The organism is Clostridium ragsdalei P11 (genome assembly GCF_001675165.1).
GTDB classification, from domain to species: domain Bacteria; phylum Bacillota; class Clostridia; order Clostridiales; family Clostridiaceae; genus Clostridium_B; species Clostridium_B ragsdalei.
On the sequence record NZ_LROS01000002.1, the window covers coordinates 1 to 14,268 of the forward strand.

General features: G+C 31.6%; 10 protein-coding genes, 1 riboswitch and 1 other annotated feature. Of the genes, 6 read left to right on the forward strand and 4 right to left on the reverse strand.

Going from position 1 to position 14,268, the window contains the following annotated elements; genetic code table 11:
* Window positions 1–670: 670 nt before the first annotated feature.
* The 3 genes from CLRAG_RS00640 to ilvB all read left to right on the forward strand — a co-directional run bounded on the left by CLRAG_RS00640 (window position 671) and on the right by ilvB (window position 6,233).
* Complete coding sequence (locus CLRAG_RS00640; RefSeq protein WP_065076593.1) at window positions 671–2,083, forward strand: branched-chain amino acid transporter BcaP; 1,413 nt, start codon at window positions 671–673, stop codon at window positions 2,081–2,083.
* A 468-nt stretch (window positions 2,084–2,551) separates the two neighbouring features.
* A complete protein-coding gene (locus tag CLRAG_RS00645; RefSeq protein WP_065076594.1) occupies window positions 2,552–3,970 on the forward strand; it encodes a branched-chain amino acid transporter BcaP in 1,419 nt (472 codons plus the stop codon).
* A gap of 181 nt (window positions 3,971–4,151) precedes the next feature.
* Window positions 4,152–4,351, forward strand: a binding site (T-box leader).
* Between the two features lie 205 nt (window positions 4,352–4,556).
* Window positions 4,557–6,233: a biosynthetic-type acetolactate synthase large subunit gene (gene ilvB, locus CLRAG_RS00650; protein WP_065076595.1), complete on the forward strand. Its 1,677-nt coding sequence runs from the start codon at window positions 4,557–4,559 to the stop codon at window positions 6,231–6,233.
* A 51-nt stretch (window positions 6,234–6,284) separates the two neighbouring features.
* Here the strand turns inward: ilvB and CLRAG_RS00655 are convergent, their stop codons facing one another.
* Together CLRAG_RS00655 and CLRAG_RS00660 are read right to left on the reverse strand one after the other, a co-directional pair.
* Entirely contained in the window at window positions 6,285–7,076 is a 792-nt protein-coding gene (locus tag CLRAG_RS00655; RefSeq protein WP_065076596.1) for an ECF transporter S component, read from the reverse strand.
* A 131-nt stretch (window positions 7,077–7,207) separates the two neighbouring features.
* Window positions 7,208–7,324: riboswitch (THF riboswitch) on the reverse strand.
* An 80-nt stretch (window positions 7,325–7,404) separates the two neighbouring features.
* Complete coding sequence (locus CLRAG_RS00660; protein WP_065076597.1) at window positions 7,405–7,791, reverse strand: hypothetical protein; 387 nt, start codon at window positions 7,789–7,791, stop codon at window positions 7,405–7,407.
* Between the two features lie 352 nt (window positions 7,792–8,143).
* Between CLRAG_RS00660 and nifS the strand changes: the two genes are divergently transcribed.
* Complete coding sequence (gene nifS / locus CLRAG_RS00665) at window positions 8,144–9,313, forward strand: cysteine desulfurase NifS (protein ID WP_065076598.1); 1,170 nt, start codon at window positions 8,144–8,146, stop codon at window positions 9,311–9,313.
* Window positions 9,314–9,345: 32 nt separating this feature from the next.
* Window positions 9,346–10,422 carry a tRNA 2-thiouridine(34) synthase MnmA gene (mnmA, locus tag CLRAG_RS00670; protein ID WP_065076671.1) on the forward strand — a complete coding sequence of 359 codons (1,077 nt, stop codon included), beginning with the start codon at window positions 9,346–9,348 and terminating at the stop codon, window positions 10,420–10,422.
* A gap of 172 nt (window positions 10,423–10,594) precedes the next feature.
* Here the strand turns inward: mnmA and pdxR are convergent, their stop codons facing one another.
* A complete protein-coding gene (pdxR, locus tag CLRAG_RS00675) occupies window positions 10,595–12,010 on the reverse strand; it encodes a MocR-like pyridoxine biosynthesis transcription factor PdxR (RefSeq protein ID WP_065076599.1) in 1,416 nt (471 codons plus the stop codon).
* Window positions 12,011–12,116: 106 nt separating this feature from the next.
* Here pdxR and CLRAG_RS00680 point away from each other — a divergent pair, with 106 nt between their 5' ends.
* Entirely contained in the window at window positions 12,117–13,832 is a 1,716-nt protein-coding gene (locus CLRAG_RS00680) for a methyl-accepting chemotaxis protein (RefSeq protein WP_065076600.1), read from the forward strand.
* Between the two features lie 46 nt (window positions 13,833–13,878).
* On the opposite strand, the gene crcB is transcribed toward CLRAG_RS00680, so the two are convergent.
* On the reverse strand, window positions 13,879–14,241 hold the full coding sequence (gene crcB / locus CLRAG_RS00685; protein ID WP_063602394.1) for a fluoride efflux transporter CrcB: 363 nt from the start codon (window positions 14,239–14,241) through the stop codon (window positions 13,879–13,881).
* Window positions 14,242–14,268 lie beyond the last annotated feature (27 nt).

Genomic DNA, 14,268 nt, shown 5'->3' on the forward strand with positions numbered 1-14,268 from the left:
AAGATAGCTTAGTTGTGAGATTATAATAATTGATATGGTACTGAAAATCAGCACCATATCAAAAATGAAATTTTAAGAATTAGCTAGTATTTGAATGAATTATTCCCATTTGCGGGGGCCAATCCGAGAGTGAAGGTTGATTTTTAGCTATCGCAAAAAATCTTTAAACTTATATGAGCCAGCAATGTTTCACTTTAGTGAAACGAGTCTTCAAAAATTTAATTAAAGATTTTTTATAGTATAACGGAAAAAATCCACATTAACTCTCCACTTTCCATACTCAATTCTCAACTAATCAAATTGTGAAAGTTAAGTCCTATAATTTTAACGGAGGAAAATCATCTATAACTATTAATTTTTAGCACACTTTATGAATTAATAGTTAAGAGATTTTCATGTATAAGTTGAATTAAAATGAGGAATTATATAATAGATGCCAGAGAAATTATTGAATAAAGTAAAAAATTACAATTCAAAAAATATAAGCACATTTTCTAATAAGCATAAAATAACAAGGATTATTTTATAATGTTATAAAAAATACCTATTATTTTTTATAATAATTTTATTCAATAATATTGAATTATACAAAAAATGATGATATGATTAATAAAATATTCATTTTAAGAATAATTTATTATTTATTTTATTTATAAGGGGGAGATACTGTATGAAAAATATTTTTAGAACCAAACCCATTGAAAGTCTTTTAGCAGAGACTAAAGGAAAGGATGGTTTATCCAAAGTATTAGGCTCTTTTGAACTTACTATGCTAGGCATAGGCGCAATTATAGGTACGGGTATATTTGTATTAACAGGAATAGCAGCAGCAAATTATTCTGGGCCAGCACTTGTAATCTCATTTATTATAGCAGGACTTGCTTGTGGATTTGCAGCACTTTGCTATGCAGAGATAGCAGCTATGGTTCCGGTAGCAGGAAGTGCATACACTTATGGTTATGCGGCACTTGGAGAATTTTGGGCGTGGATTATAGGATGGGACTTAATTCTTGAATATGCTTTTGCAATTGGTACAGTTGCAATTGGATGGAGCGGCTATTTTACTAGTATTGTAGCTGATTTGGGCCTAAAACTTCCGACAGCTATTACAAAAGCACCTTTTGAAGGCGGACTAATAAACTTACCTGCAGTAGCTATACTTGTAGTAATAACAGGTATATTGGTAGCAGGCGTAAAACAAAGCGCAACTACAAATAATATAATAGTTGCTATAAAGTTAGCAGTAGTACTTTTATTCATAGTATTAGGTGTTAGCCATGTTAATACAGCAAATTGGCATCCATTTATGCCTTATGGATGGAAAGGAGTTTTCTCAGGAGCATCAGTAATATTCTTTGCTTATATAGGATTTGATGCAGTTTCCACTGCAGCAGAAGAAGTAAGAAATCCGCAGAAGGATTTACCTAGAGGAATTATAGCATCTTTGATAATTTGTACTGTATTATATATTGTAGTATCAGCTATATTAACAGGAATGGTTCCGTATCTGAAATTTAAAGAAACAGCAGCTCCAGTAGCTTTTGCACTTCAGCAGGTAGGAATAAATTGGGGATCAGCTTTAGTTTCAGTTGGTGCAATTTGTGGATTGACTTCAGTTCTAATTGTTATGATGTTTGGTCAAACTCGTATATTGTTTGCAATGTCAAGGGATGGACTTTTGCCTAGAGTATTTGGACACGTTGATCAAAGGTTCCATACACCTGTAAAAAGTACTTTACTTGTTGGTATTATAACTATGATTGTAGCTGGATTTACACCAATAGGTGTTGTTTCTGAATTGACTAACGTAGGTACACTAGCAGCATTTATAATAGTATCTGCATCAGTTATAGTTTTAAGAAAAAAGGAACCGGATAGACCTAGAACATTCAAAGTCCCTTTTTCACCGGTTACACCTATTCTTTCTATGGCAGCTTGTGCTTTCTTAATACTCAATCTGCAAAAGATAACTTTGGTAAGATTTGCAGTGTGGCTTGTTATAGGACTTGTATTATACTTTGCATATGGGTATAAACACAGCACTGTAAATGGAGATAATTCAGTCGATGAAAGTGCTATATAAAGAAATGTATAAAATTTAATACTAGGTGGAGTTTAGCTCCACCTAAAAAACTAGGTATGGTAAATTTACTATACCTAGTTTTTGCTGTTGTTATACAAACAATATACAACTAATAAAGAATATAAAAAATTCACAAACTGTATAGAAGAGTATAAAATAAATTTATTTTTTAAATATTCAGATAAATATAATTCATAAATAAATTGTATAATCCATGCATTTTGCATAATTGAATAAACAAAAAGTATACATTTCAATGTATAGATGCATATTAAATAATTATAAATATACACCCGCTAAAATTATTAAACATTAAAAAAATATATGTAAAAATCATAAAATCATATTGAATTGTATAAAAAATGGTGGTATTATTAATAATAAATTCATTTTTAGAAATGATACTGGCATAGCATTATAATAATGACAGCATTGTTTTTTAGTTAAATTTAGGGGGGCAATTGACGTATGAAAAATATTTTTAGAACAAAACCCATCGAAAGTCTTTTGGCAGAAACTAAGGGAAAGAATTCCTTAGAGAAATCATTGGGAGCTTTCGAACTTACTATGTTAGGTATAGGGGCAATAGTAGGTACAGGGATATTTGTACTGACAGGAATAGCAGCAGCAAAATATTCTGGACCAGCACTTGTAATTTCATTTATTATAGCAGGGCTTGCTTGTGGATTTGCAGCACTTTGTTATGCAGAGATAGCAGCTATGGTTCCGGTAGCAGGAAGTGCATACACTTATGGTTATGCGGCACTTGGAGAATTTTGGGCATGGATTATAGGATGGGATTTAATTCTTGAGTATGCTTTTTCGGTTGGTACAGTCGCAATTGGATGGAGTGGATATTTTGTTAGTATTTTAGGGGATTTGGGTATAAAACTTCCAAATATTATTACAAAAGCACCTTTTGAAGGCGGACTAGTAAATTTACCTGCAGTAGCTATACTTGTAGTAATAACAGGTATATTGGTAGCAGGTGTAAAACAAAGTGCAACTACAAATAATATAATAGTTGCTATAAAGTTAGCAGTAGTACTTTTATTTATAGTATTAGGCGTTAGACATGTTCATCCTGCAAACTGGCATCCATTTATGCCTTATGGATGGAAGGGAGTTTTCTCAGGAGCATCAGTAATATTCTTTGCTTATATAGGGTTTGATGCAGTTTCCACTGCAGCAGAAGAAGTAAAAGATCCAAAGAAGGATTTACCTAGAGGAATTATAGCATCTTTGATAATTTGTACTGTATTATATATTGCAGTATCAGCTATATTAACAGGAATGGTTCCATATCTGAAATTTAAAGATACAGCAGCTCCAGTAGCTTTTGCACTTCAGCAGGTAGGAATAAATTGGGGATCAGCTTTAGTTTCAGTTGGTGCAATTTGTGGACTAACTTCAGTTTTAATTGTTATGTTATTTGGTCAAACTCGTGTATTGTTTGCAATGTCAAGGGATGGACTTTTACCTAGAGTATTTGGACAGGTTAATCAAAGGTTCCATACACCTGTAAAAAGTACTTTACTTGTTGGTATTATAACTATGATAATAGCTGGATTTACACCAATAAGTGTTGTTTCTGAATTGACTAATATAGGTACACTAGCAGCATTTATAATAGTATCTGCATCAGTTATAGTTTTAAGAAAAAGAGAGCCAGACAGACCTAGATCATTTAAAGTTCCGTTTTCACCAGTTACACCTATTTTTGCTATGATAGCTTGTGCTTTCTTAATAATCAATCTGCAAAAGGTAACTTTGGTAAGATTTGCAGTATGGCTTGTTATTGGACTTGTAATATACTTTGCATATGGAAATAATCACAGTGTTATGAACGATGAAGATTTGGCAAGTACACAAGATGCAGCAAAATAATTTCTGCTTATTAGGTCATGTTTATATAGCATGGCCTAATTTCTTAGCAGCTTAGGGATTCATATATATTTTTGAATTTATTTTCTAAAAATTTAAAAAAGTTATTGACATTTAAAAAATAAGATAGTATTATTAAAACATATAGTAAATGTGAAAGTGTAATTAAATTGAAAATTAGATAGTAAAAATTAGGATAGGGAAGAGTAATTAGTGAAAGATTTCAAAGAGAATGAGGTTAGGTGAAAGCTCATAAATTATTAGCTAGTGAAAATCACCCTGGAGTTGTTTAACTGAAATATAAGTAAGTTATACCGGTAGAGCCGTTAATTGAATTAAGTAAAAAATTGGGTGGTACCGCGGACCAAACTTCTCGCCCCAGAGGGCAGAAGTTTGGTCTTTTTATATTATATAAATATAATATAAAAAGTGTGATTTTAACTTAAACAAGTAAATAAGTGTAAAAAAAGAATAAATAAGTATGTGAAAAAAATAACAAACAATTTATTTTTTAGTCTAAATAAGTATAAATTATTATATTATTTGATAAAATAATTGATTAATATATAAATAAAAGGGGGACTTAGATATGAAAATAAAGGGAGCTGAAGTACTATTAAAATGTATGATGGAGCAAGGTGTAGATACTGTATTCGGATATCCAGGAGGAGCTGTTTTACCTATTTATGATGCACTATATGCTGCTAAGGGGAAAATAACTCACATATCAACTTCACATGAACAAGGGGCTGCTCATGCTGCAGATGGATATGCAAGATCTACAGGAAAGGTAGGAGTTGTAATTGCAACATCAGGGCCGGGAGCTACTAATACGGTTACAGCAATTGCTACAGCTTATATGGATTCCGTACCTATTGTAGTATTTACAGGACAGGTTGCGAGAAGTCTTCTTGGAAAGGATTCTTTTCAAGAAGTAAATATTAAAGATATTACTGCATCCATAACTAAGAAAAGTTGCATTGTAGAAAAGGTAGAGGATTTAGCTGATACTGTAAGAGAGGCATTTCAAATTGCAGCTAGCGGAAGGCCAGGACCTGTAGTAGTAGATATACCTAAAGACATACAATCAGCTGAAGTTGAATATGAGCCTTCCAGAAGCAAACTTTATGAAATTAAAGAGAAGAAATATTTTAGTTTAGATGAGTATGGAGACAATTTTAATAAAGCAATAGATATGATAAATAGGAGTGAGAGACCTGTAATTTATTCAGGTGGAGGAACTGTCACATCAGGGGCTCAAAATGAATTGATGGAACTTGTAGAAAAGATAGATTCACCAATTACGTGTTCACTTATGGGAATAGGAGCTTTCCCTGGAGACAATGAATATTATATGGGTATGGTTGGAATGCATGGAAGCCGCTGTTCAAATTATGCAGTAAGTAATTGTGATTTATTAATAGCTATAGGAGCTAGGTTTAGCGATAGGGTTATAAGCAAGGTAAGTGCTTTTGCTCCAAAAGCAAGAATAATACACATAGACATTGATCCTAAAGAATTTGGTAAAAATGTGGATATAGATGTGGCAATAAAAGGAGATGTGAAAGAGGTACTTCAAAAACTTAATTGCAAGTTAAAAAAGACTGATCACAGAGATTGGATGGATAAAATAAAACAGTGGAAAAGTGAACAGCGTGAACCTTTTAAAGAATGTAAATTAAGTCCTAAGTTTATAATGGATACCTTGTATAATCTTACAGGAGGGGACTGTATAGTTACTACAGAAGTTGGCCAAAATCAAATTTGGACTGCACAATATTTTAAATTTTTGAAGCCAAGAACATTTGTATCTTCAGGGGGACTTGGAACTATGGGTTTCGGACTTGGAGCTTCTATAGGAGCATCTATGGGTAATCCAGGAAAAAAGGTAATAAATGTAGCAGGGGATGGAAGTTTTAAAATGAATTCTACAGAGCTTGCTACTGTTGCCAAATATAAACTTCCTATTGTACAATTGCTTTTAAATAATCGTGCATTAGGCATGGTATATCAATGGCAGGATATGTTCTATGGTAAGAGGTTTTCAAATACAGAACTTGGACCAGATGTTGATTTCATGAAACTTGGAGAAGCGTATGGTATAAAGACTTTTAAGATAGAAGACAATAGCCAGGTAGAGAAATGTTTAAAGGAAGCTCTTGACTTAAACGAACCTGTAATTATAGAATGTGATATAGATAGGAAAGAAAAGGTATTTCCTATTGTACCTCCAGGAGCAGCTATAGAGGATCTAGTAGAAGAGTAAACAGAGAAATAGAAAATGGGGTCATTTGCTTGACCCCATTTCTTTTATATTTTAAGCTTTTTTTACTACTCTACCTTGAAATAAACTATAACAGTACATAATCATACAGGTTATATAGGAATTTACTATAGTCATAAGAAGAGCTTCAATTATTCTAGGTACCCATAAGAACATAAAGCCTTTGGCCATGAGAGCAGGAGTAAATATGAGCAATATATAAGTATTTATAGTGCATATTAAAACTCCAGATATACCAATTGCAATTATTAATTTAAAATAATTGTTATTTACAAAATCATAGGATTTTACCATGCTTTTCTTAATAAATACATTTATTATGAATATAATAACGCCTATGGCACCTATTAACATAAGCCCGGTACTAAGGTATTGGGACTTTTTACCTAAAGATGATAGTAGTTGTCCTAAAGTAGTATGATATGCAAACTTCATTATGATAAAATTAAAAAAACCTACTACCAAGAGCAATCCAAAGAAAGCAATATAACAATTTCTTACTTTATATTCTTTAGTATTTTTAATATATCTCCATATAAGTGCAGGCAAAATACCAGCTGCTATATTAGTTATAGTAAACAAAGGGATGTATCCACCCATAGGTCTTATTATATAGCCAAGAATATCGATTAATCCACCTGAAATTCCTCCATATAATGGACCAAATAAGATACCGGGCATTATATAGCATATGGCATCAAAACTTATTCTCATAGTGAGTATGCCACCTGCAGCTATTGCTATAGAAAACGATCTCAAAACAACTGCAACTGCAACAAAAACAGCGGTAGTAACAAGAAATTTTGTATTCATTCTACTTTTCATACTTTTTACCCCCAGTGTTATAATATTAAATTAATTTACACAGAGCAAAAAATCTACATAGAAACACCTCTTTTCTCTTTAATGTAGTCACATTAAAGAGAAAAGAGGTAAGTACAAAATCTCTTTAATGTAACAGCGGAAGCAATATCATATCGTAAGCTTTAAATTATAAAGTAAAATTATTTAAGCTTTTCGTTTAGAGACAACCTCCCATTCTCTAACACTTTACGCATAATATTTACTCTGCTACCTTTGTCTTAATTATACAAAATAATTCCATTATTGTCTACATATTTTGTATAATTTCTAACTTTTCAAAATATTACTTTTATTCAATTAAATCCAATACATCTCTATAGACTAAGACATTGGATATACCAGCATAATATCTTATTATTCCATCGATTACTGTTATAGGTGGTTCAAATCCTTTTTTTATGGTATCCTCTACTTTTATAGATTCTTTATTTACAGGATTACTTGTGCCTAATTCTATAAAATGGATATCTACATTTTCTTTCATATGATTTATAGTTAGAAAATTTACTAGATTGTAATATAAGTCTAAAGTTTTTACCTGTATTGTTTTGCTGTCATTAGTAGATTTACAACCTGCACATTTTCCAGAACAAGAACTGTGTTTGTTATTGCAGCGATCACCAGTTATTATTGCATCCTTATTTCCATATATATTAATTTTAATTTTTGAACCCATAGTTTAAATTCCCTCCTATATATATACTTGATAAACAGAGTTCTTGGCATCAGGTGGAGTTTTGACTCCATCTGATGCTTATTAACAGGCTTCTTAGTGCTTTAGCACTTAGAAGGCGTTATCCTTTAGGAAAAATCGTTATCCAGGGACGTAGCTGCTCGCAACGTAAACTTGGAGAAGTGGGAGTATTAGAGCAGGTAGTCATCGGATAAAAATTATAATATCATAATTTAAGATTTTTATACAGTTAACTATGGTTGACAAAAGCAATATTTAAAAATATGATATAGTATATTATAGTATATCACTATGATTTCTACAGAAAAAGTACACTTTGATAGGAGAGGTAATAATGAAAAGAGAAATCTATATGGATTATGCAGCTACAACTTTTGTAAAACCAGAAGTAGCAGCAGAAATGCGTCCATATTTTACCGAGTATTTTGGCAATCCATCCTCTATTTATCACATATCTAGAAAAAATAAAATGGCTATAACTGAAGCTAGAGGAAAGATAGCAGATGCCATAAATGCAAATAGAGATGAAATATTTTTTACAAATGGAGGTTCTGAATCTGACAACTGGGCTATAAAGGGAATTGTATCTGCAAATTCAGGTAAAGGCAATCATATAATAACTACAGGTATAGAACATCATGCAGTTATAAATACCTGTAAGTATTTAGAGAAGCATGGCTTTAAAGTAACTTTTCTTCCTGTAAATGAATATGGAATAGTTAATTTAGGTGAAATTGAAAAAAGTATAACAGATAATACTATACTTATATCTGCTATGTTTGCAAATAATGAAATAGGTACAATAGAACCTATAAAAGAAATAGGAAGTCTTTGTAGAAAAAAGGGAATATTGTTTCACACGGATGCAGTTCAAGCAGTGGGAAATGTACCAATTGATGTTAAAGCTATGAATATAGATTTATTGTCTATGGCGTCCCATAAATTTTATGGACCTAAAGGTATGGGAGCTCTTTATATAAGAAAAGGAGTTAAGATAGATAGTTTAATTCACGGTGGAGCACAGGAAAGGGGAAGAAGAGCAGGAACGGAAAATATTGCAGGAATAGTTGGAATGGGAAAAGCTATTGAAATTGCTGTAAAAAATATGGATAGTGAAAGTAATAGGCTGAGTTATTTAAGAGATAAGTTAATTGAAGGACTTTTAAAAATACCTGGCTCTAAACTAAACGGTGATAAAAACAATAGATTGCCAGGCAACGTAAACATAACCTTTGATTCTATAGAGGGTGAGATTTTGGCCATGGCTTTAGATGGAGCTGGAATATGCGTGTCTACCGGAAGCGCCTGCTCAGCAGGGGCAATAGAACCATCTCATGTACTTACAGCTATAGGATTATCAAGAGATGCAGCAAAGGGTTCATTGAGACTTACTATAGGAGCAAATACTACAGAAGATGAAGTGAACTTTGTTGTAAATGAAATAGGTAATACGGTTTTAAAATTAAGAGAAAATAATAAAAAATGGCAGCAAATAAAAGATTGATTAAAAATACTTTGATTAGAATAGGTGATAAAATGAAGAAGAAAGTAGTAGTAGGTATGAGCGGTGGAGTTGATAGTTCTGTTGCAGCATACCTTTTAAAAGAGCAAGGGTATGAAGTTATAGGAGTTACAATGCAGGTATGGCAGGATGATAAATATTATGAAGGAATGGAAGGTGGGTGCTGTTCTTTAAGTGCTGTAGATGATGCAAGACTTGTAGCGTATAACCTAGGCATTCCATATTATGTTATGAATTTTAGAAATGAGTTCAAAAAGTGTGTAATAGATTATTTTATAGATGAATATATAAAGGGAAGAACTCCAAATCCCTGTGTAGCTTGTAATAAATACATAAAATTTGATGAACTTTTAAAAAGAGCTATGGATTTAGGGGCAGATTATGTGGCTACAGGACATTATGCTACAGTGGAAAAAGTAAATGATAGATATGTACTTAAAAAGTCAAAGGACAGTAAAAAAGATCAGACCTATGCATTATATAATTTAACCCAGTTTCAACTAGAACATACTTTGATGCCCTGTGGAATTTATAAAAAGGAACAAATAAGAGAAATAGCCAAGAAGATAGGTCTAGCAGTTCACAATAAAAAGGACAGTGAGGAAATATGCTTTATTCCAGATAATGACCATGGTTCCTATATAAAAAGAGTTGCTCCCAATAAGGTAAAACAAGGAAACTTTGTAGATAAACATGGTAAAGTCCTTGGAAAGCATAGAGGAATTACTTACTATACAATAGGACAGAGAAAAGGACTTGGAATAGCATTTGGAATTCCAATGTATGTCATAGATATAAATCCACTAAAAAATGAAGTTGTTCTTGGTGGAGAAAAAGATATTTTTAAAAACAAATTAATTGCAAAGGATCTAAATTTTATGCCTTTTGAAAAATTGGATAAACCTATGAGGATACAGGCAAAGATAAGATATTCAGCTAGGCCTGCTGATGCACTTATAAGTGCTATAGACGAAGACAGGGTTAAGGTTGAGTTTGATGAAAACCAAAGAGCTATTACAAAAGGACAGTCTGTAGTATTTTATGATGGAGATATCCTTGTTGGTGGAGGAGTTATAGACAGTTTACATTAGAGTTCGCAAGTTAAAAATTACTTTATCCTCTGGACATTTATTACAATTTTGAAATGTTAAATACTTAAATGTGCCTCATTGTTGTAAAAATATTTCTGCGAGTAAAGTAATTTTTAAACTATAAAACCCATATCGATAAATTAAGAAATGGCAGCTAGAAGTAAATTAGATATTAAATAAGCCAAGCTTTTTTTAATATCTGAATGCCTTCTTCAATTTGTATTTCGGTCAAACCACCAAAACCGAGTAAAATCATAGGAAATTCATTTGATACACATTGGTCATAATGAATTGAAGTTGGATAGACTTTTACTTTCATTTTATGAGCAGATTGAATTAATTCATGTTCTGTCATTCCATTTTTAACTTTTAATAAAATATGGAGTCCTGATTCTGATCCAATAATTTCGACTTTTCCTTTCATATACTTGTCAATTGCAGAAAGAAGTATTTCATGTTTCTTACGATATAATGTTCTCATCTTATTTATGTGCCTTGATAAATATCCTTCTTTCATAAATATATAGAGTGTATTTTGATGAAGCCTAGAGACTGTTTGTTTGTATATTTTAAAATGTTCTTGATATTTTCGAATTAATTTGGGGGGTAAAACTAAATAACTGATTCTAATTGAAGGAATTAGAGATTTTGAAAATGTACCCATATAAATAACATTTTCACTTCTGTCTAGTCCCTGTAAAGAAGGAACTGGTTTCCCTTTATATCTAAATTCACTATCATAATCATCTTCAATTATATAACCGTTTTTTTCTTCACACCATTTCAATAATTCTAATCTTCGAGAAATTGGCATAATCATTCCATAGGGAAATTGATGAGAAGGTGTAACATAAACCACTCTAGCAGAACTTTTCTTTAAATCGTTTATGCAAATACCATCTTTATCTATTGAGATAGGATGAATATCTATGCCCTGGTCTTTAAAAACGGTTCTTACCCTATTGTATCCAGGGTTTTCAATTGCATATGGATAATCTTTGCCTAGCAGCATACATAGCAATATAATTAAATATTGAGTACCTGCTCCAATAATAATTTGTTCTGGAGTGCATCTAACACTTCTTGATTGAAAAAGATATTTAGATATCTCTCTACGAAGAGACCTTTCCCCTTGAGGTTCACCTACTAATAAGAGGTTGCTTTGCTCCGAATATAAACATTTGTTTGTCAATTTTCTCCATGTGGAATATGGAAAATTGTTTAAATCAACATTTCCTGAACGAAAGTCAATTAGGCATTTAAAGTTATCGTTGTTATCCTTAAACTTTGTATTTTTATCATGTTTATCAATAAGTGGCAGATTGCATAGTAAGTTATCTTCTATTTTTGTTACAAATACACCTACACGAGGTTTGCTTTCTGTATATCCTTCTGCACATAGTTGCTCATAAGCAGTTTTAATAGTGTTTTGGCTAATTCCTAGATAAGTTGCTAATTTTCTTTTTGATGGTAATTTTGTTTCTGGTTTAATTGTTCCAATTTGTATTTCATTTTTGATATATTCATATAATTGCACATAAAGTGGAGTGTTTTTTGAATAATCCCAAATGGGCATGATTTCAATCATTTATTTACGTCCTCCAATAACTGATACCATAAAATATATTAAAACTGGTACTTTATATTATACCAGATTAAAAATATAATTAATAGAAAAAAGGGAGGGAGTTATAATGAATTTTTTGAAAAACGTAAAGGTTAAAACAAAATTAACCCTATTCTTTGCCATTATTGTTGTACTAATTAGCTTAACTGGTATCGTTAATATAACATCTTCAAAAACTATAGATAAAAATTCCCAGCAAATGTACAGCAATAACTTACAAAGTGTTTATATTTTGACTGATATGAAATATGTATTGACAGAAATAGAAGGGGATATTACAGATTTGGTTTATGTAAGAAATTCCCTACAGGAACCTGATTTGGAAAAGAGTATTAAAAATAATGCTAATGCCTATGAAAAATATATAGGATCTTATGAAAGATTATCTATGAGTGATGAAGAAAAGCAGCAGTGGCTAACATTAAAAAATCAGCTTCAGGAATATAGTATTTTAAGGGAAGATATAACAAAATCTATTGATTCAGGAAAATTTGATGAGGCAATTAATCAATTAAAGCAAATAACTGATTTAAAAAATTCAGTGACGGATAATCTTGATAAACTTATAGCTGCAAATATTAAAGATGCAGAGACAACAAATTTGAACAACCATTCTATATATATAAGGGAAAATAATGTTATGGTGTTACTGCTTTTTTTAGGAGTAGTAATTTCAATTATAGTTGGAGTGATTATGATAAATAGCATAAATACTCCATTAATGAATATGCTGAAAACTGCAGAAAACATGGCTAAATTTGATTTCTCAAACGATTATGAAACTAGCAGAAAAGATGAATTTGGTAGAACACTGAGTGCATTGATTACAGCTAAGAATAAAATTAAAGAATTTATTAGAATAATATTGACTAATTCAGAAAACTTGAATACATCCAGTAAAAAACTTTCTGTAATGGCAGAGAAACTTGCATTTGAAACCGAAGCAATAAATGATTCATTGGAAGATATAACTTCTGGAATTCAAGAAAGAAGTGCTATATCTGCAGAAATAACCGCATCCGTTGAGGAAGTAAATTCAAGTATTAACGAACTGTCTGAAAAAGCTGCAGAAGGGAGTGATAATGCAAGTAAATCTAAAGAAAAAGCTCTTCAAGTTGAAAAAAAGGGGACAAAGAGCATAGAAGAAGCAAGAAGTTTATATAAAGAAAAGAGAAAGAATATGCTGAAATCAATTGAAGAAGGTAAAATTGTAGGCAACATAAAAATTATGGCAGATACTATAGCGAGTATATCTGAGCAGACAAATCTGCTTGCATTAAATGCAGCTATTGAAGCAGCTAGAGCAGGCGAACATGGAAAAGGCTTTGCTATAGTTGCAGAAGAAGTAAGAGCACTTGCAGAGCAATCTTCAGAAGCAGTAACAAATATACAAGATACTATTATAAAAGTTCAAAATGCATTTAAAAATCTTTCTGAGAATGGCAGTGATGTATTAAAATTTATAAATGAAAGCGTTGATCCACAATTTGAGGAGTTTGGAAAGATGGGAAAACAATACTACAATGACTCTGATTTTGTAAGTAGAATGTCAGAAGAGTTAGCGTCTATGTCAGAGGAACTTACAGCCACAACTGGACAGGTAGGTGAAGCTGTACAAAGTATGTCAGAAACAATACAAAAATCATCAGAAAGTGCAAAACTAGTGGAAACAAAGATAAGTAAAACTACGAAGTCAATAACACAGCAGGTGGTTTTGACTGCAAAATGGCAATCAGAACTTACTCAAAATCTTAATGAAATAGTTAAGAAATTTAAGTTGTAACCTTTCAATAGTAGCTTTTTTTATCTCAATAACTCAGGATTTTTAATTAAAATCCTGCATAGTATGTTATTCTAGTTCCCAGGGCATAGAATGCTAGTCCAATTAGTGTTGTCATAATTACATATGTATATCCATGTAATTTATACTTTAATTGAAAAAGTTTAAAATCCTCGTACATAAAGGAAGAAAAGGTGGTATAGGCTCCCAAGAATCCGTCACACAAAAGAATATAGAAGTTTCTAGAAATGTGAGAACTGCTAAGTATTCCAAGCAGCAAGGCTCCTGTTATATTTATGATAAAAGTTCCCAGGGGAAATAGGGACTTAAATTTTTTATTTACCAAGTTTCCAAGACAAAATCTAGCTAAGCTTCCAATTATACCGCCAATTCCAACTATTAAAAAGTTCATTTTTACGTCCTCCTGTTATATTATATT